This window comes from Pseudomonas sp. GW823-FHT02C02, assembly GCF_058797635.1.
The window spans coordinates 35,266-57,914 of the sequence record NZ_JBXAJV010000013.1 but is presented as its reverse complement, the minus strand read 5'-3'; the positions used below and the strand labels follow the sequence as shown (position 1 = coordinate 57,914).

Below are 22,649 nucleotides of genomic sequence, written 5' to 3'. Positions count from 1 at the left end.
TGCGCAGGTGGGGCCAATCAAACAGCCAATATTCGCGAAGGTGAGGGGACCAATCTGTAGCGGCCCTGTGGCGAGGGGACAAGCCCTCCGCCACAGGGCCGCTACAGGGTGTTCAGCGGATCGGGAAGCTGTTGAAGTCGACGGAATTTGCCAATCGATTGTCGATCAGGCCAATAAAGCCTTGTACTTCAGGGCAGTTGAAATGCGATTGCATGGCCGCTTCCGATTGCCAGCGGGCGCTGACGGTCCAGCGGTTGCTGTCCTCTGGGCAGCGGTCGACCATATAGGAATCACAGCCCGGTTGCTGACGCAGGGTGTCGACAATCTTTTGCAGTTGCTTACCCAGTTCTTCCGAGCGGCCGGCGGCGGCCTGCACCTGTACGGTATTGATCACTTCGTTGGACATTGCTCACACTCCTGAATCAGGCCGGACGAATCCTGCTCACTGAGGGATAACGCTTATGCAGGATAGGCCTGCACCTGTGGACCGCCAATAGCCAATCGCTGGATAAAGCCGCAGACCAATCGATCAGGCCACCTGCTGCAAAATGTCGCGCAAACGGTCCAGGGCTATGTCGATGTCCAGGGTTTCGATGGCGCCAAAGCCCAGGAACAGCCCGGCCCGTGGCGCTTGCTGGTAGAAAAAGCTGTCGATAGCGTAGAGGCCGACTTCGACCTTTTTCGCCAGTTCGATCACCAACGGAATATCGATAGGCACTTTGCACATCACCACCATGTGAAACCCGGCCGTGGTGGGCACGGGTTCAAGCCAGGGCGAAAGGTCGCCCGCCATGCGCGACAGGATCCGCTCGCGACGTCCGGCATAGATCGTATGGCAGCGCCGGATGTGCTTGAGCAGGCAACCTGCGGCGATGAACTTGGCCAGCGCCCACTGGGGCAGGGTGGAGGTGTGCAGGTCGGTCAGTTGCTTGGCGCGGATGACGGCTTCAAGAATCGCCGGCGGCAACACCGCATAACCGAGGCGCAGCTCCGGCAGCATGGTTTTCGAAAAGGTCCCGACGTAGGCGACGATGCCACGCTCATCCATGCTTTGCAGTGAATTGGTCGGGCGGCCTTCGTAGCGAAACTCGCTGTCGTAATCGTCCTCGATGATGATTGCGCCCAACTCATAAGCCCGTTCCAGCAGCGCAACCCGGCGCGCCTGACTCATCGGCATGCCCAGCGGAAACTGGTGGGACGGCGTGACGTAAATCAGCCGGGTGCCCAAGGGGATCTTGTCCACTTCAATCCCTTCGGCATCCACCGGCACCCCGATCACCGTGGCCCCATGGGTGCCAAACAACAGGCGAGCCGGCGGATAGCCGGGGTCTTCCATGGCGACAATGCTGCCCGGACGGGTCAGCACCCGGGAGATCAGGTCCAGCGCCTGTTGCGCGCCATTGCACACCACCACGTCTTCGTCCTGGCAATTGACCCCACGGGAAAATGCGATGTGCCGGGCGATCGCGTTGCGCAGCGCCGGCAGGCCTTCGGGCAGGCTGTAGAAGCCCTTGGAACCGGCAATCTGACGCAACGCGTGAGAGGTGCAGCGCCGCCAATCGTCCTGCGGAAACTGGCCTTTGCTGGTCGCGCCACCGATGAAGTCGTAGCGTAACGAGCCCTCCAGGGGCGGGTGGCGCAGAAACACCGGCAGGTTGCGCCAGGACTCGATCACCTCGAAGCTCGCCAGCTGTGAATGGCTTTGCTTGGGGGCGGCTTTGGCTGTCCGGGCGTTGACGAACGTGCCTTTGCCGATCACCCCGGTGAGGAAGTTCTCATAGGTCAGTTGCGCGTAGGTGTCGGAAATGGTCTTGCGCGAAATGCCCAGCTGTTCGGCCAGCAAACGACTGGGTGGCAGTTGCGTCCCGGCTGCCAGGCGGCCGGATTCAATGGCGCTGCGCAGTTGGTTGTACAACTGGCCTGCCAGGTCCTTGCGGCCGTTGATGACAACATGAAGTTCCATACCGGCGAGGCTCCTGGAGCGATTGAGGCGCGTGTGCGTCGCGCCAGATTACCCGCATGAGCCGCCGTGCAGAAGTTACGTGGGCGAAAAACCCGGGATTGGTCTGCCGCCGAATGGTCCACGGCTTTTTCGCCGAATTGGATCTGTAACGCCGCTGCGTCAGCGCCTACCTTGGGGGTCTTCATTTGATCCAAGAGGGTCACCCCATGAGTTCCCGCCTGGATTACTACAGTGCGTCGCCCAAAGCGATGAAAGCGATGATTGCCATGGAGGCCTTGACCAGCAACCTCAGTATCGAGCCAGCCTTGCTGCATTTGATCAAGATCCGCGCCTCGCAACTCAATGGCTGCGCCTTCTGCACCGACATGCATTCAGTGGACGCGCGGCGCCTTGGCGAGACGGATCGGCGCTTGTATTCGATTGTGGTGTGGCGCGACAGCGGCTTCTTCAACCCTCGTGAACGCGCGGCGCTGGCCTGGACCGAAGCGGTGACCTTGCTTTCCGAAAGCCATGTGCCGGATGACGTCTACGCCGCGGCGCGTGAGCAGTTCAACGAAAGCGAAATGGTCGACTTGACCATCGCGGTCACCACCATCAACAGCTGGAATCGCCTGGCGGTGAGTTTTCGGCAAAGCCCCAGCAGCTGAATCGATTTTCCGCCGTAGGTGTCACGTCAGGTTCATAAACGCTGCGCAGGATGAGGGCTTCAAGGATAGATCGACAGGAGTCATTGATGTCATTCATGGAATCCACCCACGCCGCCGGTATCGATCCGGTACTGGCGCAGTCTTTCCGGGTCAGCGCCCGTTGCGGCTGTTTCATGCAAGCGGCCCGCAGCCTCAACATCAAATCAACTCAGTTGCGCAAACACCTCGCGCAGCTCGAAACGCAATTGCAGTGTTCGCTGTTCAATCACCAGGACAATGGCCTGGCCTTGAGCCGTGAAGGGTTGCAGCTTCAGGCGCAATTGATCGCCCTGGCCCATGAACACGACGTGCCGGTGATCGAACAGCCGCTGATTCGGTTGGCTGTGGCCGAGTCGATCCTGCACGACATCCTGGGCCGCGATCTGGTCTCGTTGCTGCGACGCAACGCCAGCGTGCGCCTGGACATCATCACGCTGGACAGCGAACTGTCGCTGCGAGCGGTCAGTGCAGATGTGGTGCTGTGGCTGGCAGGCACCGAGTCACCGCTGCCGGGCCCGAGTTTCCCTGTCAGCGAGCCTCAGCCTTTGGCGCGACTGGATTATCTGCCGCATATCGCCAAACGTTATTCACGGGTAGCGGCCCGCCCCGACAGCCTCGATGACCTCGCTGACTTCATGTTGGTGCAATGGCAACCTGATCGTCAGATCGAGAGTTTTCGGCCGTGGAATGGCGTGGTCGATCAGCGCCTGGCCGGCGTGGTGCAGTTGCATTCTTATGAGCTGATGCTGGAAATGATTCGTTGCAGCGCCTGCATTGGTTTGCTGCCCAATTACATGAGCCAGTTTGACAGGGGGCTGGTCGCGTTATCGGGGTTGTTCGACCAGCCGATGCAGCGCCAGGTGTGGATGGCGGTCAATGCCGAGTCTGCGGGGCAGGCCGAGGTGCAGATGATCGTCGAACTGATTCACAACACCTTCAACGAGCGGCGGGAGTGGTTCGAAGCCTGAACGCCTATCCAACCCTGTAGGAGCGAGCCTGCTCGCGAAGAGGGAATGTCAGTGACATCAATGTCGACAGTCACGCCGTCATCGCGAGCAGGCTCACTCCTACAGGGCTTGTCCTGCAATCGGGTTCTGGTCACATCGCGAGATGGTGTTGTAGAGTAAGCGGCCATGTCTGCATCAAGGATGAGTCAACCATGCCCGCCACCGATTCTGTCATCACCCTCGAACGCTTCAGCGAATCCCACATCGACGGCGTCACCGCGCTCTACAACGAGCCGGCGATTACCCGTCAGGTCCTGCAAATGCCGTTTCAATCCACCGAGATCTGGCGCCAACGCCTGGCTTCGGATAACGAGCGGCTGGTGAAGCTGGTGGCGCTGCATCAGGGCGCGGTCATCGGCAACATTGGTCTGGAGCAGTTCTCGCGGATCCGCCGCAGCCATGCCGGCAATCTCGGCATGGCGGTCGCGGTGCAATGGCAAGGCAAAGGCGTGGGCTCAAAACTGCTGGCAGCGGCGCTGGACGTCGCCGACAACTGGATGAACCTGCAACGGGTCGAGCTTTCTGTGTACGCCGACAACGAAGCGGCCATCGGGCTGTACCGCAAGTTCGGTTTCGAGACCGAAGGCCTGTTCCGTGACTACGCCGTGCGGGACGGCCGACTGGTCGATACCCTGAGCATGGCGCGCCTGCGCCGCTCACTCAAGTCCGACTGACTCAGTCGCTCAACGCGAACGCCACTGCCGCCTGCGCATGCAGTGCGGTGGTGTCGAGCAAGGGCAGCGCGCTGTGCTCGGGCTTGATCAACAGGCCGATTTCCGTACAGCCGAGAATGATCGCCTGGGCGCCTCGCCGGGTCAGCGATTCGATGACCTGCTGATAAATCCTGCGTGATGCCTCGCTGATCACCCCAACGCACAACTCGTCATAGATGATCCGGTGCACGGCGTTGCGTTCCTCGGCGTCCGGCACCAGCACCGTCAACCCCGTCGCGCTCAGGCGATCCTTGAGAAAGTCCTGTTCCATGGTGAATGCTGTCCCGAGCAACCCGACTTTCAGCGTTCCGGCCTCCACGGCGGCCTGACCGGTCGGGTCGGCGATGTGCAGGAACGGAATACTGATCGCGGCCTGAATCTGCCCGGCCACCTTGTGCATGGTGTTGGTACACAGCACCACGCATTCGGCACCACCGGCCTGCAGTCGCTGCGCCGCATCCACCAGAATCGCCGCCGCGTCGTCCCAGCGCCCGGCATGCTGGGCCTGTTCGACAGGGCCGAAGTCGACGCTGTACATTAGCAATTTCGCCGAACGCAACGGCCCGAGCCGGTCGCGAACCTGTTGGTTGATGAGGCGGTAATACTCGGCGCTGGACTCCCAGCTCATGCCGCCGATAAGGCCGATGGTGCGCATGGCGTGCTCCTGTTGTTGGCAACCCTTTGCAAGAGAGTGTCCAGTGGATCCCGGTTTCGATCTATCAGGAAATTTCACATGCCTGATGTCATAAGTCAGCGTTTGTTCGACGGCAAAGTCTGCCTGCAACTCTTGCCCCGTGCGGCGTACAGCGCGCGTGACGCGGCGCAGTCGCAAACGCTTGGGGTCACGCTGGAGCGTCAGCAGGGCATACACGCCATCGATTCCGACCGTCGGGTGGATTTCGATACCTTGCCCGGCGTCTTGGCGTATACGCCGATCGGCGTCGAGGTGTTCTCCGAGTCCGTCACCGGTGGTGAATACCTGCTGATGCGCCTGGACGAACCGTTTGCCGATGAACAGTTACCCTGTGTCACCCGCCGTGTGCAGTCTTCAGGCAATCGACGTGCGCTGACCCTGGCACGAGCGGTGCGGCGTCTGTTGCTCGCGCCGCAGCCCGATCCACTGGCGTTTGAGCAGTGTGCGCTGGGGCTCGTTGGCTTGACCCGGCAGAAAATCGACACCACACAGCGGATCACGTCCATGTCCTTCGTCCGGGTGCTGGAGCAGATCGCCGAGCAGTTCCACCAGCCTCTGACGCTTGCGCAACTGGCCGACACTTACGGGCAGAATCCGCTGCGTTTCCTGCGCGATTTCACCCAGGCCATGGGCCTGACGCCCCATGCTTATCTGGTGGAAGTTCGCCTTCAAGCGGCACGCCGCATGATCGAACGCACAGACCTGAGCCTGGCCAATATCGCCCTGGATTCGGGGTTCGCCCATCAGTCGCACATGGGCAGCGCGTTTCGCAAATACCTGGGCATGACCCCCAGCCAATACCGTTCACGCTTTTAGTCGTACGCCGGCAGCGCGCATCTGCCATGCTCAACGTCCGCAGCACCGCTTCAACCAAAGGAACACCGCAATGGACGACGTACAGCAACTGGGCGAGATGCTTCGCCACTATGCAGAAAGCGAAGCGCACAAGAAGCAAGTGTTTGAGTCGCAATCGGCCGTGTGGGCGACGCGCATTGGTGAACTGTTCGACCAGATCCAGCAATGGCTGGAGCCGATCCAGGTGCCGAACCTGCTGGAAGTGAGTCGCGAGGTGTATGTCGCTTCAGGGCCGAGCGTTCCGGTCGAGTCGTCGACGTTCAAGACCGAGAAACTGAGCATTGTCATTGCCGGCAAACCGGTGGAGTTCGTGCCGGACGTGATGGGCGTCGGTGGTCAGATTTCGTTGGCGGTGATGGGTTTGACGGCCGCGCGGTATGGCAGCATTTCGCTGGTGTGCCTGCCGCCTTCCACGAGCTGGCAATGGCGCAAGACCAATGGTTTGAAAGACCCGGATACGTTTGCCTTCGACGCGAACTTCCTGGCGCAGCAGTTGCAGAGCCTGATCCCCCGCGAACGCGGCTGATTCTCTGACCTTACACATAATCCTGTGGGAGCAAGCCTGTTCACGATGACGGTGTATCAGTCAGCATTAATATCGACTGACACTGCGCCATCGCGAGCAGGCTCGCTCCCACATTTGGATGTGTGGTGTGTCAGATTTCCAGGTTGACCCAACCGGGTTTAGCTTCTTCGGGGGCTACCGCCTTCACAGTCTTCCCCGTCGCCAACTCCACCCGCCGCGCCACCTCAGGGTCATCGGCAAACGGAATCAGGCTCGCGTCCTCCAGGCTCTCGGCCGTCTGGAGTTTCAGGCAATACTCGATTGCCAGCCAAAACCCCACGACCCCGAACAAATTCAGCACTATCTCGGTCATCTCAAACCTCACGCAATCTGCGCTTCACGTTCGGCCATCGCCATGTCCGAAACCCGCACGGTGCGCCACGTGTTGTAGGCCATCAGCAACATGCCGCTGAGGAAGAAAACCCCACCGGCAAAGCGCACCACGAACCCCGGATGGCTGGCCTGCAAGGCCTCGACGAACGAGTAGGTCAGGGTGCCGTCGTCGTTGATCGCACGCCACATCAACCCTTGGGTGATGCCGTTGACCCACATCGAGGCGATATACAACACCGTGCCGATGGTCGCGAGCCAGAAGTGCAAGTTGATCAGCGGCGTACTGAACATCTGCTCACGACCGAAGACTTTCGGCACCATGTGGTAAATGGCCCCGAAGGTGATCATCGCCATCCAACCGAGGGCGCCAGCGTGGACGTGGCCGATGGTCCAGTCGGTGTAATGGGAGAGGGCGTTGACCGTTTTGATGGCCATCATCGGTCCTTCGAACGTCGACATCCCGTAGAACGCCAGCGACAGCACCAAAAAGCGCAGGATTGGGTCGGTGCGCAATTTATGCCAGGCGCCCGACAGGGTCATCATGCCGTTAATCATCCCGCCCCAGCTCGGTGCCAGCAGGATCAGCGACATCGCCATGCCCAGCGACTGCGCCCAGTCCGGCAGTGCGGTGTAGTGCAAGTGGTGCGGACCGGCCCAGATGTACAGGGTGATCAGCGCCCAGAAATGCACGATCGACAACCGATACGAATACACCGGCCGCCCGACCTGTTTCGGCACGAAGTAATACATCATCCCCAGGAACCCGGTGGTCAGGAAGAAGCCCACCGCGTTATGCCCGTACCACCACTGCACCATGGCGTCGGTGGCCCCCGAATACACCGGATAGGACTTGAACCAGTCCACCGGAATCGACAGGTGATTGACCACGTGCAGCATCGCGATCACGACGATGAAGGCACCGAAGAACCAGTTGCCGACGTAGATGTGCCTGGTCTTGCGCTGCACCACGGTGGTGAAGAAGACGATGGCGTAGGCGACCCAGACCACGGTCATCCATACCGCGCCGGAGAACTCGATCTCGGCGTATTCCTTGGTGGTGGTGTAGCCCAGCGGCAGGGTGATCAGCATCACCACAATCACCGACTGCCAGCCCCAAAAGGTGAACGCGGCCAGTTTGTCGGAGTACAGCCGTACCTGACACGTGCGCTGCACCGCGTAGTAACTGGCGGCGAACTGCGCACTGCCGGCAAAGCCGAAAATGACCAGGCTGGTGTGCAGCGGGCGCAAGCGGCCGAAGGTGGTCCACGGCAGGTCGAGGTTCATCTCGGGCCATACCAGTTGCGAGGCGATCCACACCCCCATTGCCATCCCCACGACGCCCCAGACGATGGTTGCCACGACGAATTGGCGGACGACCTTGTAGTTATAGGCCTGTCCGATTGTTGCTGTGCTCATGGTCAATGCTTCCACGGTTGCAAAGTCTTGCCAGGCCACCCGGACTGGCATGTCGTCCACTGTAGAAACCCTGCCCGAAACAAAACAGACTCAGAAAAACCGAGTTTATGCGGATCAGATACGAGGCCTGCCTGCGGTGATCTGACGCACTCTGATACGGTTTTTTAGCACTCAGGTGAATCTGTAACGCGCTGCGCCGTAGGTTCATAGTCACTGCCACAAGCACCGCCACCCTGTAGCAGAGCGTGCGATCCACCCTGATGAGGTAGCTACATGTATCAGTACGACGACTATGACCGGGCCTTGGTCTTCGAGCGGGTTGCGCAGTTTCGCGATCAGGTCGAGCGTTTCATGACGGGCGAGTTGAGCGAGGAAGAGTTCCTGCCGTTGCGACTGCAGAACGGCCTGTATATGCAAAAGCACGCCTACATGCTGCGCGTGGCGATTCCTTACGGCACCCTGAGCGCCAGGCAGATGCGCACGCTGGCGAGCATCGCCCGGGACTATGATCGCGGTTACGGCCACTTCACCACTCGGCAGAACATGCAGTTCAACTGGATCGAACTGGCGCAGGTGCCGGATATCCTCGAACGACTTGCCCAGGTCGAGATGCACGCGATCCAGACCTCCGGCAACTGCGTGCGCAACATCACCACCGAAGCGTTTGCCGGTGTGGCGGCGGACGAACTGATGGACCCGCGACCGCTGGCCGAAATCCTGCGCCAGTGGTCGACCATCAACCCGGAATTTCTGTACCTGCCGCGCAAGTTCAAAATTGCCATCTGCTCGGCGGAGCAGGACCGCGCCGCGATCATGATGCATGACATTGGCCTTTATCTTTATCGCGATGACAGTGGGCAGATGCTGCTGCGGGTCATTGTCGGTGGCGGGTTGGGGCGCACGCCGATTCTTGGATTGCAGATTCGCGAGGGTTTGCCCTGGCAGCATTTGCTTTCCTATGTCGAGGCGGTGCTGCGGGTCTACAACCGTCACGGCCGACGCGACAACAAGTACAAGGCGCGGATCAAGATTCTGGTCAAGGCCCTGGGCATCGAAGCTTTCGCCAGGGAAGTGGAGGAAGAATGGCAGTACCTCAAGGACGGTCCGGCGCAGTTGACCGACGTCGAATATGAGCGGGTCGCCAGTGCCTTCGTGGCTCCCGATTACCGTTCACTGTCCGACACGGACCTGAATTTCGGCACGCGCCTGGCCGAGAACCCGGCCTTCGCACGTTGGGTTACGCGCAACGTTCAACCGCACAAAGTCGCGGGTTACACCAGCGTGGTGCTGTCGACCAAACCGGGCTTCGACTCACCACCGGGGGACGTGACGACCGAGCAAATGTTGGCCGTGGCCGAGTGGTCCGAACAGTTCGGGTTCGGCGAAATTCGCATCGCTCATGAACAGAATATCGTGCTGCCGGACGTACCCAAGGCTGATCTCTACGCCCTGTGGTGCCTGGCCTGCGAGCAGGGCCTGGGCTGCGCCAATATCGGTTTGCTGACCGACATCATCGCGTGCCCCGGCGGCGATTTCTGCGCGCTGGCCAACGCCAAATCGATCCCGATTGCCCAAGCGATCCAGGCACGTTTCGAAGACCTGGATTACCTCCACGACCTGGGCGACATCAGCCTTAACATCTCCGGCTGCATGAACGCCTGCGGTCACCACCACATCGGCAACATCGGCATTCTGGGCGTCGATAAGAACGGCAGCGAGTGGTACCAGATCACCCTCGGCGGCAGCCAGGGCAAGAACAGCGCCCTGGGCAAAGTCATCGGCCCATCGTTCAGCGCGGCTGAGGTGCCCGGGGTGATCGAGCGGATCATCGCCACGTTCGTCGATTACCGCGAGAGCGAAGAACTGTTTGTCGACACCTTGCAGCGCATTGGTCTTGAGCCGTTCAAGGAGCAGGTTTATCCAAAGTTGCTGGAGGTCTCGGCATGAACAATCTGTTGCGACTGGTGGAGGGTGTGGCGCGGATTGTGGCTGACGATCCTTGGGTGCTGGTCAGGGACGCAGAGGGTGAATTGCCGGACGGGTCAGTGATTTTACCGTTGAGTCGCTGGCTTCAAGCGCCCGCACAGCATGCGGTCTGGCTGGGGCCTGACGACGAGGTGGAAAGTCTCAAGCCGTGGTTTGACGCATTGCCGCTGATTGCCCTGGATTTCCCGAGTTTTCGCGACGGCCGCGGTTACAGCCAGGCGTACCTGTTGCGCACTCGATTGGGCTGGACGGGGGAATTGCGCGCGGTCGGTGATGTGCTGCGCGATCAGCTCAGCCACATGCGCCAATGCGGGTTCGATAGCTTTGCCGTGCGCGAAGATAAATCCGCTGAGGATGCGCTGAAGGGACTGGCCGGGATGAGTGTGCTCTATGGGCGTTCAGTGATTGAACCGCGGCCGTTATTCAGAAGACGCTGAAACCGACACCGATGTTTGCAGCAACGGTCGAGCCGCACGAGGTTGCGTTCGGCGGCGGAGCCGTCGTAAACCCGGAGCACGCGGTACTCATGACACAACGTGCAAACTGATTTCTCGACTGCTGCGCAGGCGAACGCAGACTCGCAAACTCGACAGCTGCTACGGGCGCGCCCTCGGCATTTTTGCTTGGGCCGCTGATGGCATTTTGGTAGAGTCCACGCCTCATCAGGGAGTCGGTAAAGAAAGGAGTCTGGTTTGAGTGTGGGCAAAAAGGCTTTGGGGCTGATTGCGCTGTTGCTGATGTTGGCGCTGTGGGCCAGTTATTTTTACGTGTTCAAGGAAAACCGTGACGGCCAGTTGGGCGGAGCCTTCGACAGCACGGCCTGGTGCGGCACGCCACCGGCCAGCGATGCCGCGCTACTGGGCAAGGATCAACTGACGCTGCGCATCACCAACACGGTGCGCGGCGAGTTCATGCTCAGTGGTGCCGTGGTGGTGTCCGAGCGCACCTTCAACCGCTATGACCTTGGCCGCAACGAACTGCGCCTGCGCCTGGAACCTTTGCAGTGGTCGTTCGGCGTCACGCCGATTTTCCTTGAGCAGGTCAAGGTCCAGCCGCTGAGCCGCAACCTCGCGTCGGCCAACAAAAGCGCCTACGCCGAACTTGAGCCAAGGCCCATCGGAGTGCAGGGCCGGGCCACGGATTTTCCCTTCGATACCTACCGTTATGGCTACAAACCGGTGCTGTATTACCTCAAGGGCAACGAGCGCATCGACTTGAGGTTCAAAAACATCACCACGCTGATGGAGATGTCGAACACGTTCACGCCGGTCCAGAAGTACAACCGCGTCGACTACATCAACGAACGCAACGCGATGATCCGCGATGAAGACTACAAGGCCTACGGTGCCCACGAGTGCGCATTCAGCGTTGAGCGCAAAGGCTCGTTCAAGGTGATCGTGCTGCTCTTGTTGCTGGTGCTGTGCCTGCCGCTGCTGCACGTGTTCTATCGCGATGAACCGGGGATCGATTTTCTCGCCACGCTGGTGAGTATCGGCGCGATCCGGGTGTTGCTGGTGGGGCCGATGAAGGACTTCCAGCTGTACACCATCGACTTTTTGTTCGCGGGGGTGATTATCCTGGTGGGCACGGTGTCGCTGATCAAGGCGATGCGGGCGAACAGCCGGCGGGAGTTGGCGTTGAAGAGTGGTTCTTCGTGGTAAATCTGATCTGAAACCGGGTTGACGCCATCGCGGGCAAGCCACGCTCCCACCAGGATTGCATAAACCCTGTAGGAGCGAGGCTTGCCCGTGAAGAGGCCTTCGGGTCAACCATCGGTCATTTCAACGCCGGATCGCCCCCGTTCATTTTCTTCCAGCGTTGCAACAGCCCCTGCGCCTTCGGTTCCTGCCCGTTATCCAGGTAGTACTGGATCAGCGACAACCGCGCATTGCGGTTGGCCGGCTGCACGTTCAACAACCGCTCCAGCTCTTCGCAAGCCTCATCAACCTTGCCGCTGTCGTGCAACGCCACCGCCAGCACGTAGCCGTATTGGGCGTTCTGCGGTTCCAGTTGCGCGGCTTTGTGCAAGGCTGGCATGGCTTGCGCTGACTGGCCCGCACGCACCAGCGCCAAGCCCTGGGTGTGTTGCAGCAGGGCGGTGTCCGGGTGTTCTTTCAGGCTTTGTTCCAACAGCGTCTGCGCTTCCTGGCCGCGTCCATTGGCTTCCAGCCATTGCACCAGCGTGACCAGCGCCGGGTAGAAATCCGGATCACGCTTGAGGGCGGTGCGCAGCAGCGATTCGACTTCGTCGTTGCGCCCGCTGGCCTGGTAGAGCATCGCCAGGTTCAGGTTGGACTCGGCGCGCTCGGCCAGGCTTTTTTGCACCGCTTCGTATTCGGCAATGGCCGCGTTCCAGTTGGCCTGGGCGCTGCCCAATCCGTTACGCGCGACGCTCAGCAAGTCTCGGGCCGCGACGATCCGCACCGCCTTCACCGGATCGTCCAGCAACGGCGTCAGCAGCGGCGCACGCTCCGGTGGCGGCAAGAACGCACTGATTGCCCGCACTGCGCTTTCACGCACCTGCGGTGCAGGGTTGCTCAAGTCCTTGGTCGCGAGTTTCAAGGCCTGTTCGCTCGGGTACAGCGGCAGTTCTGCCAGCAAGGTGGCGCGCTGAATCGCCGGCAGGTTGCTGCGCTGCAACTGTTCGTACAAGGCTTGCGCGGCGCCGGGCTGGCCGTTGCGAATCAGCGACAGGCTTTCGTCGTAGCGTGGCGCCTGCGCCGTGGTGGCGGTGTTCCAGAGTTTGAATTGCTCAGTGACCTTGTCGCCGGCCTTGCCTTCGTGACAGGTCAGGCAGGCGTCCGGCGTGCCGAGTTTTTTTGCCCGCTCCGGGTTGGGAATGCTGAAGCTGTGGTCGTGCCGGAAGTCGTTGCCCATGTAGAACTTGCCGGGCATGTGGCAATCCATGCATTGGGAGCCAGGCTGGCCCGGGGTGTGGCGGGTGTGTTCGATGGAGTCGTAGTTCTTGGCTTGCAAACCTTTGCCGTCGACGCCTGTCACCGAAGTCTTGCCGGCGGTGTTGTGGCATTGCAGGCAAACGCCGTTGCCCGGGGCCTTGAGTTCGGTGCTGTGGGGGTTGTGGCAGTTGCTGCAACGCACGCCCTTGTCGAACATTTTGCTTTGGGCGAAGGAGCCGTGTTCGAACACTTCATCCTTGATCTTGCCGTCCAGCGCGTACAGCTCGCGGGTCAGGGGGCTCAGCAGGTAGTCGTCCATCAAACGCTTGCCAACGGTGTAGCCGTCGCCCAGCGGTGCGCGGCGCGAATGGCAGCGGGCACAGGTTTCGATTTCGACCGTGGCGTCCTTGTCCTTGAGGTCGACCGCAAAGCCGGCGTGGATCAGATCACCTTTCTTCGCCGTCCATTCCAGGTGGTTGGACGCGGGCCCGTGGCACGCCTGACAACCGACACCGAGGCTGTTCCACTGGCTGTCGAAGGTGTTTTTGGCCGCGTCGAAATTGCGCTTGTAACCAGTGGTGTGGCATTCGACACACATGAAATTGGCGTTCTGGCTGGGCTTGCTCCAGTGCAGCGGGTTCTTGAAATTCACGCCCTGGCCCGGATAGAGGTGGAACCAGCGGTTTCTCTCGGTATCCCAAGCCACACCCAGCGCTTGCAAGCGACCTTCGCCGACCTCTATCAGGTATTGCTGCAGCGGCGCGATGCCAAAGGTGTAGGCCACTTTGAAGTCGGCATTCTTGCCGTCAATCCCGGGCGTGTTGACCCAGAAACCGTCGTCCTTGCGCGAGAAACGGGTGGTTTCGTTTTGCGCCTTGAACGTGACGTTATTGAAATCGCCCAGCATCGTTTCTGCATTGGCCTCCTGCATCGCCAACTGGTGATGGGAGCCTTGCCAATCTTTCATCTGTTCGCTGTGGCAGCCCCGGCATTGTTGCTCATCGACCATCTTCGCCGGTGTCACGACGACGGGTTGCGCTTTGGCCGGCTGAACCGTCGGCGTACTGACGGGCACGGTATTGATCGGCGCTGGCGTGCTGTACAGCAGAAACCAGCCGATTGCCGCCACGGCCACCAGCAAGACGCCGATGGTCACGGGAAACAGGTAACGGTTAATCAATGTCGGTGGTGAATCAGGGGTTGGGGTTGCTGCTTTATTTTTATATTTCGGCATTGCAGCTTCCATAGTCCAGTGCATTGGCCGTCAGGCGTGCGTTGAAGCTTGATGCAGCTTTGCCGGAGGTTCTGTGTCTGTCAAATGGCGCTTGTGAGCCATTGCGCAGCGATAGATAAATAGTGTGCTTTTTGACAACAACACGCTGTGCGTTGGCTATAACTGTAATTCCCATATGCAATACCGTTGTCGGCCTTCTGACAGGAGTTACAGCATGAAGCTTGCGTTAATGATGGGCACGTTGTGCATTGCCTCGATCGGGGTGGTGGGCTGTGCCAGCAAAGTCGTAGAGCCGGACCAGTATTCAGGTTTTCTCAAGGACTACAGTCAACTCAAGGAAGCCAAGTCACCCTCGGGCGCGACAGTGATGCGCTGGGTCGATCCCAAGCTCGACATCCGTCAATACACCAGCGTCTACATTGAGCCGACCCAGCTCTATCCGAAACCACAACCGACGGTGAAAATCCCCCAGGCGACCCTCAACGGCATCACCGGTTACTACGACCAGGCGCTGAAGCGCGAGGTGGGTAAATCCCTGCCATTGGCTGCAGGTCCTGGCCCGGGCGTGATGGTGGTGCGTGCCGCGATTACGGCGGTAAGCAGCAAGACAGAAGGGCTGAAACCTTATGAAGTGATCCCGATTGCGCTGGTGGCCGCGGCGGTCAGCACGGCCAGCGGTATTCGTGATCAGGAGACCGATCTGGCCACCGAAGCGGTGTTCCTCGATGGCGGCAATAACCATGTGTTAGCCCAGGTCGTGCGCAAGGGCACCGGCAAGCCGCTGGAAAACGAGTCTCAGGTGATGAAGGCCGATGACGTGAAGGGCGTGATTGATGGTTGGGCGTCGGATTTGCACCAGTCTTTTCTAAAGCTTAAGTCCAAGTGATGCGTTGACGGTTGATGGTCGCTTCGCGGGCAAGCCTCGCTCCTACGGTATTGAGTCGTTAGTCAACTTTATGAACGACCTGATCCTGTAGGAGCGAGGCTTGCCCGCGAAGGCGGCCTCAAGAACAACACATCACTCAAAACTCAGCACGCGCCAGCCGGTTGTAATGGCTGATCAGCGAATCATATCCACGCGTCACCGCATAAAAATCATCACTCAACCGCTGTGGTTCAGCCTTGTTCTTCCAGTCCTTGTGCAGCGCATTCAAGGCATCCAGATACTTCTGTGTCGGCCTGGCGATGTGCGACCAGAGATAACTGGGTGCTTCGTTACGGTTTTGCGTTTCCTGCATATGGCGTTGGCCGAACTGCTGCAGGAAATCCCAGGCCAATTGCAGTTCAGCGATGGCTTTAGCCAGTGCCTGCGGCGTCAGGCTTCGATTGTTCACGCCCTCCGTTACAAGGTTCAGCGTGTCCCTGGCCTGGATCATGTAGGCCAGCAAATACCAGTGAATGTCCTTGCCCAAGCGCGCTTCGATCAGTTTGAGTTGCTCGCGCCGCTGTTCAAGGTCCAGCGCTTCAACCTGCTGCCTCAGTACCGTTGACGCCGTGAGGTAGTCCTCGGCCCTGGGTCTGAATTGATCGGCAAAGGCGGGCTGCACCTCACTGATGGCGGTCGAAAAACGCGCCTGTCGGTAAAAGGTGATTTGCTGCGTAAAGGGCGTCACTTGCTGTAATGCCTGTGCGTAGGCATCGGCTTTCAACGCCAGTGTTGGGTCGTAGTCCAGCAACTTGAGTTTTTCGCTGATTTTCGGCGAACAGATATCCCTTTGAATGGCGGGCGCATCACGGGCACCGTTGTCGTCGAAATCATGCTGGTTGGCGATCCAGTCTCGCACCGGTTCCGCAGGTTGCTTCGGCGATTTGTACAGTGCGTAGGCCACCCGCCAATGCACGTCGACCCGGTTGATGCAATCGATCACCGGGCTCAGGGCATTGGCCTGCGCGGTGAGCGGAGCGTCGTGTTGATCCAGCCACAAATCGATGCGGGCGACGAATGTCGAAGAGCCGGCCAGCCCCATCAGGATCAGCATCACAAGGGTCGCCACCGGGAACAGCCATTTCGGGTTCATGGCTGTTTCTCCTGGCCGTACCACTGCTCAACAGTGGCCGGTGCGTTGCATTCGCTGGCGGTGGCCGGCATCCGGCTGCACAAGCGTTCGGTCCACTGTTGCAGGCCCTGGTTGCGGTTGACCGTACTTTGGCTTGAGATCACTTTGAACACGCCGAGTACTAAAACCAGCACCAAAATGCCCGCGCCCATCAGGCTGCGTTTGAGCAAGGGGCTGGCGTGTTGCCAGGAAACGTGCGGTTTGACCTTCCGTCGGCGTATAAGTCCGACACTCATCAGTGTTGTGATGTAAACGATGCTGCCGACCACTCCATACACGGTGCCAATGCCCGCCGCCATCGCAATGCAGGGAATCAAGTCGCGCAGCACTCCAAACGGCAGGGGCATGAGCGAGGGCGAAAGGCGCACACTCAATCGATCGTCCAGCCACCAAAAGCGATGGGCAACGTGCGCCGTCAGCCAGTTGAGTGCCCATCCGACGACCGCGAATATCACCGACCAGAACACCGTGACGCCGATCAATTCGCCCAGACGCGTGCCCAACGGCGCGAACTGAATAAAGGTGCCGACCAGACAGGCCAGGACAATACCCAAGTAAATCGGCCAGCTGTCATAGGTATGTTCCCAGTCACGCCAGAAGAACGGCGTACCGCCGGGCAGGTCTGCGCAGATGTCGGGGTGGTTGGCGTACAACGCAGAGCTCAGCTTTCGACAGTGCACCCAATCGTCTTCGCGCAAGCGTCGGGCCAGGGCTCGGCGCTGACTGAATGGGCCCGGCGCCAGCAGCAAGTGGGCGGCGCGATGCTCTGGCGTGGTAGCGGGTTCTGCGGCGAGGCGTTGTTGCCGGGCCAGAAATATCGGCGCTTCACGACGCTCCGCCAAGCGCTCGCGCTGTAGCGACAGTTCTACAATCAGTTCTTCGTCCAGTTCCAGGCGCTGCCAGAGACTGAACCAGTGAAAGGTTTCCATTGCCCATTCGAGCAGTGTTTCACAGGTCTCGAAGTGTTCGACGCAATGCCTGAGCACGGCGTCTTCCATCACATCGGCCGCGCCATGTTCGAGGGCGGCGGCATAACGTTGTTCGAGCTCGACACGGCTGACACCGTCCAGCGAACGGGTGACCCGTTGCAGCGTGTCGACTTCCACCACCGACAGCCCGCTCAGGTCCCACGGGGCATCGTTACCCGAGTCATCCTCGCGCAATTGCTCCCATTCCTTGATGCTCAGCGCTTGCTCATACGCCTCACGCAGACGCTGAAAGCCCTCTGGGTCTTCATCCGGGCGCGTCTGTTTGAGCAGGATTGCGTATTGGCGTTTGATACTGCGTGTATCGGCATCGGCCGGGAGGCCAAGGGTGGTCCAGCAACTCATTGCGTGTGCAACTCCATGAAAACCCGGGACGCGTCCACTAGTGGCAATTTGATTTTTGCGCACCCTACCTGTTTCGCGTCGAAAAGTCCTCGGGTCTTACCTTCAGTCACCGACAAACGTTTATTGCAGTCCGGCGTAACGCTTTTTTTATTGCACTTGCTCGGGAGCGGGCGCATCGAACGGATAGATCTGGCGCCATTCGGATGCCATATCCACAATCGTCCAGCCACGGGTTTTGGCTTCGTCCAGGGCCTTGTCCAGACGCCCGATCTGCGATTGACGGTCATAGGCCCATTCGCGCTTGGCGTCGGTGTGGTGCACCAGCCCCATGAAGCGTTTGCCCGGCCCGGCGGCGGTCCACTGCAGCATTTGCAGATCGCCATCGGAGTTGCCGAACGCGAGGATCGGCCGGCGCCCGATCACCGCGTCGATGCTTTCCGGTTTGCCCGGGCCGTCGTCGTTGTGGGCCAGTTTCGGGGTGCGCACGATCGAGGCCTTGCCGTCCTTGAACTGGAACGCGGTGACAAAGGTGGTGCCGATCACTTGCTCGGGTGGAATGCCGTAGACCTTCTCGGCAAAGGCGCGCATGAACGCGGTGTCGCCCCCGGAGACGATGTAGGTCTTGAAGTCCTGGCTGCGCAGGTAATCGAGCATTTCCAGCATCGGCTGGAAGATCATCTCGGTGTACGGCTTGCCGGTTTTCGGATGTTTGGCTTGGCTCAGCCAGGTCTTGGCGTAGTCATCGAAGGCGTCGGTGGTCATGCCGGTGTGGGTGGCGCCGAAGATCTTCAGGATGCCGTCCATACCGGTGGCAGCCAGGGCCTGGTGATCGTTTTCCAGCACCGCTTTGAAGGGCTGGGTGGTTTTCCATTCCGGGTGTTGCGGTGCGGTGCGCTTGACCTCTTCGAGGGCAAACAGCAACTCGAAATACATCGGCTGTTCGCTCCACAACGTGCCGTCATTGTCGAAGACGGCGATGCGTTCCTCGGGTTTGACGAAGTCCTTGCTGGATTGGTCGGTGACTGCCTGGACGAACTCGATGATGTTTTGCTTCGATGGGCCGTCGTTCCACGAGGGCAGGGGTTCGGCCGCGAAGGCCAGCAGGGGCATGCTCAAGACCAGCGCAAACAGCAGCCTCAGCCCGTGGCGTCGGCGGGTCGACATCAGGTTTGTCATGGGAAGTCCTTCTCGTGAATAGGGTTGAGTGGGCGCAACGCGTCAGCTGCCGGGGGCGGGTGGTGACAGGTCTGACTATGCAGCGTAGCCAAGGATTTCTTCAGTTGGCGCAGCGCCTGATCTTCGGTCGGTTGCCGGCTGCAACAGGCGCGCAACAGGTTTTGCAGGCGCGGGCCGAGGTTGCCCGGTTTCAGACCCAGGCGGCTGCGTCTGCCCCAGAGGTACAGGGCGCTCAGTTGTGCCGGTTTGCCATCGATCTGCACAGGAGTTTTGCACCGGGTGTGTCGGTCGGGGTGCTCCTGCGGTCTATGGGGTGGGAATTCATGGTTTAGCAGGCACGGGGGTTAGCAGCGGCATTTTCCACTGGCCGCTGGCAACTTCGGGTTGTGGCAGGTACAGGCGCAACACCCCAAAGAACGGGCCTTCAGGCGCAGGCAGCCAGTTGCTTTGCAAGTCCTTGGCCGGTGCCTCGTTTTGTAGGTAAAGGGTCAGGCCACCGTCGGCGTCGGGCTTGAAATCGGGCAGCATTCGCGAGTTGATCAGGTAGCGGTTCAGCGGGTTGGCCACCAGCAACTTGTTCTTGCTGTCGTACATCGTCAGCGACCAGAACGCATCGGCCGGGGGCAGGGCGCCTTTGTCGAAGTGCAGGGTGTAATCGTGTTTCGAGGCGTCGAGCGGCTTGCCGTCCTTGTCGACGAAATAGCCGATGTAATTGGCCTCTTCGGCCGAGTTGCCGAAAATCCCCATATTGGCGCCAGCGTAGCGGTACAGGTAGTTGCCCTTGAGGTGATCGCGAGTGCCGTAGAAATCGCCGCTGGTGACCTCGTGAGTATCGACTTTGTCTTTCTTGAATCGGGCGAATTCGGCCTTGGCATCACTGATACCGTCTTCCAGGGCCTGGCGTTGTTCTGCGGTGAAGTCGTGCAGGTTGAAAGGCTCGCCGGCCTCGATGCCGATGGTCTTGAAGCGCGCGAGCAAGTCCGTTTCCGCGTCCTGCGCCGGGGCGAAGGCCAGCATGAAGTTAAGGTAGCGGAACAGATCAGGGGTATCGCTCATGGTCGGGGTGGGTTTGGGCCAGGCAATCTTCGGCGCGGCGGGTGGGGCCTTCTGCTTGACGTAGTGGCTCAGCGTTTCGACCTTGTAGCCTTTCTGAATCTTCTTGACCTGGGCCAGGTCCTTTTCATCGAACAGCTGCGTGCGATACAGGGCGTAGGCGATGTCGGTTTCACTGCGCAACAGGCGATCCATTTTTACCGGTTGCTGACCCTGCCAGTTGGGGCCTGCGACCATGAAATGCCCGCCGTTGTTGCCCGTACTGCGGGTGCCCAGGTACGCAAAGTTTTGCGTGTAGGCGTCGATCAATTGCACGGAGTAGTAACGGTGCTCGTCGATGGGCGGCAAGGTCAGCACAACGGGTTCGGCGCGCAGGTCCATCCACACAAAGGAGTAGGGCGTGTCGGCGTTGGGTGTGACGAACGCGGTGTCCTTGGCGGTGAACGCCTTCGCGGTGTTGCCGATCCGATTGAACGGCGCCTTGAAGTTCGCGCTCTTTGTGTCAACCGCTTGGGAGTAAAGGGTTTTGTACATTTCCACCACCGGGAAGCCATACAGGTAGGCCTCCTTGGCGATGCCCCGGGCGTCTTCGGGAGTAGCAGTGAAGTCGGCCCAGGCGCTGTTGCTCAGGGCGAGCGAGAGCGCGGTGAGCAACAGGCGGTTAGTCATAGTGAACCCTTGGGCGTCATTTCACCGCTGTGACGGCGTCGAGTACCGGACGGGATGGGGGGTCGATCGCCATAGAACCCGTGTAGAAACAAAGGATCGCTTCTTGGGCCGGCAGACTGTTTTCCAGCGCAGCCTTGCGGATTTGGGTATCGAGGTCCTGGGCACCGACGCCGCAACTGACGAACATGGTCATCAGGCTGTAGCCGGCCAAGCGAATTGCACAGTGCATACGAGACTCCTATTTACCGAAAGGCAGTTGTGTCGCGGTTGCCACTGCTGCGTAATCTCTTTCCTATCAAGCCTGTATGACATGTTTGTTGAAGTTAGCAGCTAACGTCGGATTCGCCAGCCGGACGGGGGCTTTGGATGTTTGTTCAGTTTTCGGTATTTTTTGTGCATTGAAATTGAATGCAAACCTGAGGCTTGGGTGATGTGGCAGAAAAGCCATCGCGGGCAAGCCTGGCACCTGCAAGAGAGCGCGGTGTGGTGATCGACTTGCCCGAGAAAAGTGTTGATGAGGTGGCGCTGGACGCTTAACCCCCTGCAATGTTCAGCGTTTTTTCATCTGCTCGCGTATCCGCTCTTCCTGCTCGCGTAGCTGCGGCGTGAATTCCTCGCCGAAATCTTCCGCCCCGTATATAGGGCGGATCTCGATCTCCGCTTCGGTGCCCGGCATCGGGTTGGGGCAGCGTTTGACCCACTCGATCGCTTCCTCTTTCGACTTGACCTCCCAAATCCAGTAACCGGCGATCAGCTCCTTGGTTTCGGCGAACGGGCCGTCGATGACCGTGCGTTTTTCGCCGGAGAAACGCACCCGGGCGCCTTTGCTGCTCGGTTGCAGGCCGTCGCAGTCGATGAGGATGCCGGCCTTGGTCAGTTCCTCGTTGTAATTGCCCATCGCTGTCATCAATTCCTCGGTGGGCAGCACACCGGCCTCGGAGTCCGGGCTGGCTTTCACAATGATCATGAATCGCATGGTTTTATCTCCGCTGGAGGGTGGGTGATTCACTGTCTAGTCGAATGGGCGTGAGCCGAATCGACAGGCAATGTGTGAAATATAGAGGCGGTGGCTGCCTTTCATCTTGAACACCGGGTGAAGGCGGGAGAGGGCGGTACGCTGTACACCGGCTGCGCGAACTGTTCGGCTGTCGCTGGTGCGTTGATATGTGCCGGATTTTCGAGGCGCGGCACCAAAATGTGCTGCGGTTGCTGAGACAGTGGGTGCGCATCCGATCCTGTGGGAGCGAGCTTGCTCGCGAAAGCGGTGTACCAATCGACATCCATTTTGAATGTTCGTCTGCTATCGCGAGCAGGCTCGCTCCTACAGGTTTCTGTGTCGTTTGGAAGAGTTGTATCCAGTTTAGGGGGCGACACTTCACAATTTGTATCCGGGCATAGGTCGTCGGGCCATTTCGTGGTTAACTTCGGCCTCTTCAAAATTCTCCACAACAACGTCAGAAGGACTCCGTTCATGGCTCAAGTCACTCTTAAAGGCTCCCCGGTTCAAGTCAACGGCCAACTGCCACAAGCCGGTTCCAAGGCGCCAGCCTTTTCCCTGGTTGCCGGCAATCTGTCCGACGTGACCCTGGCGAACTTCGCCGGCAAGCGCAAAGTGCTGAACATCTTCCCAAGCGTCGACACCCCGACCTGCGCCACTTCGGTACGCAAGTTCAACGCCCAGGCCAACGACATCGCCAACACCGTGGTGCTGTGCATCTCCGCTGACCTGCCGTTCGCTCAAGCTCGCTTCTGCGGCGCCGAAGGCCTGGAAAACGTACAGAACCTGTCGACCCTGCGCGGTGCCGAGTTCATCGAGAACTACGGCGTGGCCATCGCTGACGGCCCGCTCAAAGGCCTGACCGCCCGTGCCGTCGTGGTACTGGACGAAAACGACAACGTTCTGCACAGCGAACTGGTCAAGGAAATTGCTGAAGAACCGAACTACGAAGCGGCACTCGCCGTTCTGAAATAAGGTTACTTTTACAATTGTTAACGGCCTGAGGGGGCGTTCTCA

22 protein-coding genes and 1 pseudogene are annotated in these 22,649 nt (G+C 59.7%); 10 read left to right on the top strand and 13 right to left on the bottom strand.

What is annotated here, in order from left to right; translation table 11 throughout:
- Nucleotides 1-112 precede the first annotated feature (112 nt).
- A complete protein-coding gene (locus AC1ROI_RS21895) occupies nt 113-406 on the bottom strand; it encodes an antibiotic biosynthesis monooxygenase family protein (protein ID WP_010459887.1) in 294 nt (97 codons plus the stop codon).
- 123 nt (nt 407-529) lie between these two features.
- Nucleotides 530-1,963, bottom strand: coding sequence for a MocR-like pyridoxine biosynthesis transcription factor PdxR (gene pdxR, locus AC1ROI_RS21890; protein ID WP_102594850.1), 1,434 nt, complete (start codon nt 1,961-1,963; stop codon nt 530-532).
- Nucleotides 1,964-2,169: 206 nt separating this feature from the next.
- Between pdxR and AC1ROI_RS21885 the strand changes: the two genes are divergently transcribed.
- The 3 genes from AC1ROI_RS21885 to AC1ROI_RS21875 all read left to right on the top strand — a co-directional run bounded on the left by AC1ROI_RS21885 (nt 2,170) and on the right by AC1ROI_RS21875 (nt 4,330).
- A complete protein-coding gene (locus AC1ROI_RS21885; protein WP_102594851.1) occupies nt 2,170-2,610 on the top strand; it encodes a carboxymuconolactone decarboxylase family protein in 441 nt (146 codons plus the stop codon).
- Nucleotides 2,611-2,696: 86 nt separating this feature from the next.
- On the top strand, nt 2,697-3,617 hold the full coding sequence (locus tag AC1ROI_RS21880) for a LysR family transcriptional regulator (protein WP_169857979.1): 921 nt from the start codon (nt 2,697-2,699) through the stop codon (nt 3,615-3,617).
- A gap of 191 nt (nt 3,618-3,808) precedes the next feature.
- Complete coding sequence (locus AC1ROI_RS21875; protein WP_083376864.1) at nt 3,809-4,330, top strand: GNAT family N-acetyltransferase; 522 nt, start codon at nt 3,809-3,811, stop codon at nt 4,328-4,330.
- A gap of 1 nt (nt 4,331) precedes the next feature.
- Here the strand turns inward: AC1ROI_RS21875 and AC1ROI_RS21870 are convergent, their stop codons facing one another.
- Nucleotides 4,332-5,024: an aspartate/glutamate racemase family protein gene (locus tag AC1ROI_RS21870; RefSeq protein ID WP_102594853.1), complete on the bottom strand. Its 693-nt coding sequence runs from the start codon at nt 5,022-5,024 to the stop codon at nt 4,332-4,334.
- Between the two features lie 78 nt (nt 5,025-5,102).
- On the opposite strand from AC1ROI_RS21870, the gene AC1ROI_RS21865 reads away from it, so the two are divergent.
- A complete protein-coding gene (locus AC1ROI_RS21865) occupies nt 5,103-5,879 on the top strand; it encodes a helix-turn-helix domain-containing protein (RefSeq protein WP_102594854.1) in 777 nt (258 codons plus the stop codon).
- Nucleotides 5,880-5,949: 70 nt separating this feature from the next.
- On the top strand, nt 5,950-6,444 hold the full coding sequence (locus AC1ROI_RS21860) for a hypothetical protein (protein WP_010459894.1): 495 nt from the start codon (nt 5,950-5,952) through the stop codon (nt 6,442-6,444).
- Between the two features lie 130 nt (nt 6,445-6,574).
- Here AC1ROI_RS21860 and AC1ROI_RS21855 read toward each other — a convergent pair whose 3' ends face one another.
- Both AC1ROI_RS21855 and ccoN read right to left on the bottom strand, forming a co-directional pair.
- Nucleotides 6,575-6,796 carry a CcoQ/FixQ family Cbb3-type cytochrome c oxidase assembly chaperone gene (locus tag AC1ROI_RS21855; RefSeq protein ID WP_102594855.1) on the bottom strand — a complete coding sequence of 74 codons (222 nt, stop codon included), beginning with the start codon at nt 6,794-6,796 and terminating at the stop codon, nt 6,575-6,577.
- An 8-nt stretch (nt 6,797-6,804) separates the two neighbouring features.
- The gene (ccoN, locus tag AC1ROI_RS21850) at nt 6,805-8,232 is read right to left on the bottom strand and encodes a cytochrome-c oxidase, cbb3-type subunit I (RefSeq protein WP_102594856.1); all 1,428 of its coding nucleotides are present in this window, start codon (nt 8,230-8,232) and stop codon (nt 6,805-6,807) included.
- 273 nt (nt 8,233-8,505) lie between these two features.
- On the opposite strand from ccoN, the gene AC1ROI_RS21845 reads away from it, so the two are divergent.
- The 3 genes from AC1ROI_RS21845 to AC1ROI_RS21835 all read left to right on the top strand — a co-directional run bounded on the left by AC1ROI_RS21845 (nt 8,506) and on the right by AC1ROI_RS21835 (nt 11,879).
- Nucleotides 8,506-10,179, top strand: coding sequence for a nitrite/sulfite reductase (locus AC1ROI_RS21845; protein ID WP_102594857.1), 1,674 nt, complete (start codon nt 8,506-8,508; stop codon nt 10,177-10,179).
- Nucleotides 10,176-10,655, top strand: a complete 480-nt coding sequence (locus AC1ROI_RS21840) for a DUF934 domain-containing protein (protein ID WP_083376860.1) — start codon at nt 10,176-10,178, stop codon at nt 10,653-10,655. The genes AC1ROI_RS21845 and AC1ROI_RS21840 overlap by 4 nt, the downstream gene beginning before the upstream one ends.
- 255 nt (nt 10,656-10,910) lie before the next feature.
- On the top strand, nt 10,911-11,879 hold the full coding sequence (locus AC1ROI_RS21835; RefSeq protein WP_102599733.1) for a hypothetical protein: 969 nt from the start codon (nt 10,911-10,913) through the stop codon (nt 11,877-11,879).
- 115 nt (nt 11,880-11,994) lie between these two features.
- Here the strand turns inward: AC1ROI_RS21835 and AC1ROI_RS21830 are convergent, their stop codons facing one another.
- The gene (locus AC1ROI_RS21830) at nt 11,995-14,349 is read right to left on the bottom strand and encodes a tetratricopeptide repeat protein (RefSeq protein WP_102594859.1); all 2,355 of its coding nucleotides are present in this window, start codon (nt 14,347-14,349) and stop codon (nt 11,995-11,997) included.
- 214 nt (nt 14,350-14,563) lie between these two features.
- Here AC1ROI_RS21830 and AC1ROI_RS21825 point away from each other — a divergent pair, with 214 nt between their 5' ends.
- Nucleotides 14,564-15,235 carry a DUF3313 domain-containing protein gene (locus tag AC1ROI_RS21825; RefSeq protein WP_102594860.1) on the top strand — a complete coding sequence of 224 codons (672 nt, stop codon included), beginning with the start codon at nt 14,564-14,566 and terminating at the stop codon, nt 15,233-15,235.
- A 136-nt stretch (nt 15,236-15,371) separates the two neighbouring features.
- Here AC1ROI_RS21825 and AC1ROI_RS21820 read toward each other — a convergent pair whose 3' ends face one another.
- From AC1ROI_RS21820 to AC1ROI_RS21790, 7 genes and pseudogenes are all read right to left on the bottom strand, one after another.
- Complete coding sequence (locus AC1ROI_RS21820) at nt 15,372-16,367, bottom strand: DUF3829 domain-containing protein (protein WP_102594861.1); 996 nt, start codon at nt 16,365-16,367, stop codon at nt 15,372-15,374.
- Nucleotides 16,364-17,737, bottom strand: a complete 1,374-nt coding sequence (locus AC1ROI_RS21815; protein ID WP_102594862.1) for a J domain-containing protein — start codon at nt 17,735-17,737, stop codon at nt 16,364-16,366. Before AC1ROI_RS21815 ends, AC1ROI_RS21820 begins: the two co-directional genes overlap by 4 nt.
- Before the next feature lie 147 nt (nt 17,738-17,884).
- Entirely contained in the window at nt 17,885-18,913 is a 1,029-nt protein-coding gene (locus AC1ROI_RS21810) for an HAD family hydrolase (protein ID WP_102594863.1), read from the bottom strand.
- Nucleotides 18,910-19,179 (bottom strand): annotated as a pseudogene (locus AC1ROI_RS21805) (BatD family protein); the annotation flags it as partial. The pseudogene AC1ROI_RS21805 and the gene AC1ROI_RS21810, both read right to left, overlap by 4 nt.
- A 55-nt stretch (nt 19,180-19,234) precedes the next feature.
- Complete coding sequence (locus AC1ROI_RS21800; protein ID WP_102594864.1) at nt 19,235-20,635, bottom strand: DUF1254 domain-containing protein; 1,401 nt, start codon at nt 20,633-20,635, stop codon at nt 19,235-19,237.
- 16 nt (nt 20,636-20,651) lie between these two features.
- Complete coding sequence (locus tag AC1ROI_RS21795; RefSeq protein ID WP_077749976.1) at nt 20,652-20,864, bottom strand: hypothetical protein; 213 nt, start codon at nt 20,862-20,864, stop codon at nt 20,652-20,654.
- 321 nt (nt 20,865-21,185) lie between these two features.
- Complete coding sequence (locus AC1ROI_RS21790; RefSeq protein ID WP_010459909.1) at nt 21,186-21,611, bottom strand: YciI family protein; 426 nt, start codon at nt 21,609-21,611, stop codon at nt 21,186-21,188.
- A gap of 495 nt (nt 21,612-22,106) precedes the next feature.
- On the opposite strand from AC1ROI_RS21790, the gene tpx reads away from it, so the two are divergent.
- Nucleotides 22,107-22,607 carry a thiol peroxidase gene (gene tpx / locus AC1ROI_RS21785; RefSeq protein WP_010459910.1) on the top strand — a complete coding sequence of 167 codons (501 nt, stop codon included), beginning with the start codon at nt 22,107-22,109 and terminating at the stop codon, nt 22,605-22,607.
- Nucleotides 22,608-22,649 lie beyond the last annotated feature (42 nt).

What these genes read in the sequence shown, in the direction of transcription:
- AC1ROI_RS21895 (WP_010459887.1), bottom strand. Translation starts at nt 406, where the DNA reads ATGTCCAACGAAGTGATCAATACCGTACAGGTGCAGGCCGCCGCCGGC.
- pdxR (WP_102594850.1), bottom strand. Translation starts at nt 1,963, where the DNA reads ATGGAACTTCATGTTGTCATCAACGGCCGCAAGGACCTGGCAGGCCAG.
- AC1ROI_RS21885 (WP_102594851.1), top strand. Translation starts at nt 2,170, where the DNA reads ATGAGTTCCCGCCTGGATTACTACAGTGCGTCGCCCAAAGCGATGAAA.
- AC1ROI_RS21880 (WP_169857979.1), top strand. Translation starts at nt 2,697, where the DNA reads ATGTCATTCATGGAATCCACCCACGCCGCCGGTATCGATCCGGTACTG.
- AC1ROI_RS21875 (WP_083376864.1), top strand. Translation starts at nt 3,809, where the DNA reads ATGCCCGCCACCGATTCTGTCATCACCCTCGAACGCTTCAGCGAATCC.
- AC1ROI_RS21870 (WP_102594853.1), bottom strand. Translation starts at nt 5,024, where the DNA reads ATGCGCACCATCGGCCTTATCGGCGGCATGAGCTGGGAGTCCAGCGCC.
- AC1ROI_RS21865 (WP_102594854.1), top strand. Translation starts at nt 5,103, where the DNA reads ATGCCTGATGTCATAAGTCAGCGTTTGTTCGACGGCAAAGTCTGCCTG.
- AC1ROI_RS21860 (WP_010459894.1), top strand. Translation starts at nt 5,950, where the DNA reads ATGGACGACGTACAGCAACTGGGCGAGATGCTTCGCCACTATGCAGAA.
- AC1ROI_RS21855 (WP_102594855.1), bottom strand. Translation starts at nt 6,796, where the DNA reads ATGACCGAGATAGTGCTGAATTTGTTCGGGGTCGTGGGGTTTTGGCTG.
- ccoN (WP_102594856.1), bottom strand. Translation starts at nt 8,232, where the DNA reads ATGAGCACAGCAACAATCGGACAGGCCTATAACTACAAGGTCGTCCGC.
- AC1ROI_RS21845 (WP_102594857.1), top strand. Translation starts at nt 8,506, where the DNA reads ATGTATCAGTACGACGACTATGACCGGGCCTTGGTCTTCGAGCGGGTT.
- AC1ROI_RS21840 (WP_083376860.1), top strand. Translation starts at nt 10,176, where the DNA reads ATGAACAATCTGTTGCGACTGGTGGAGGGTGTGGCGCGGATTGTGGCT.
- AC1ROI_RS21830 (WP_102594859.1), bottom strand. Translation starts at nt 14,349, where the DNA reads ATGCCGAAATATAAAAATAAAGCAGCAACCCCAACCCCTGATTCACCA.
- AC1ROI_RS21825 (WP_102594860.1), top strand. Translation starts at nt 14,564, where the DNA reads ATGAAGCTTGCGTTAATGATGGGCACGTTGTGCATTGCCTCGATCGGG.
- AC1ROI_RS21820 (WP_102594861.1), bottom strand. Translation starts at nt 16,367, where the DNA reads ATGAACCCGAAATGGCTGTTCCCGGTGGCGACCCTTGTGATGCTGATC.
- AC1ROI_RS21815 (WP_102594862.1), bottom strand. Translation starts at nt 17,737, where the DNA reads ATGAGTTGCTGGACCACCCTTGGCCTCCCGGCCGATGCCGATACACGC.
- AC1ROI_RS21810 (WP_102594863.1), bottom strand. Translation starts at nt 18,913, where the DNA reads ATGACAAACCTGATGTCGACCCGCCGACGCCACGGGCTGAGGCTGCTG.
- AC1ROI_RS21800 (WP_102594864.1), bottom strand. Translation starts at nt 20,635, where the DNA reads ATGACTAACCGCCTGTTGCTCACCGCGCTCTCGCTCGCCCTGAGCAAC.
- AC1ROI_RS21795 (WP_077749976.1), bottom strand. Translation starts at nt 20,864, where the DNA reads ATGCACTGTGCAATTCGCTTGGCCGGCTACAGCCTGATGACCATGTTC.
- AC1ROI_RS21790 (WP_010459909.1), bottom strand. Translation starts at nt 21,611, where the DNA reads ATGCGATTCATGATCATTGTGAAAGCCAGCCCGGACTCCGAGGCCGGT.
- tpx (WP_010459910.1), top strand. Translation starts at nt 22,107, where the DNA reads ATGGCTCAAGTCACTCTTAAAGGCTCCCCGGTTCAAGTCAACGGCCAA.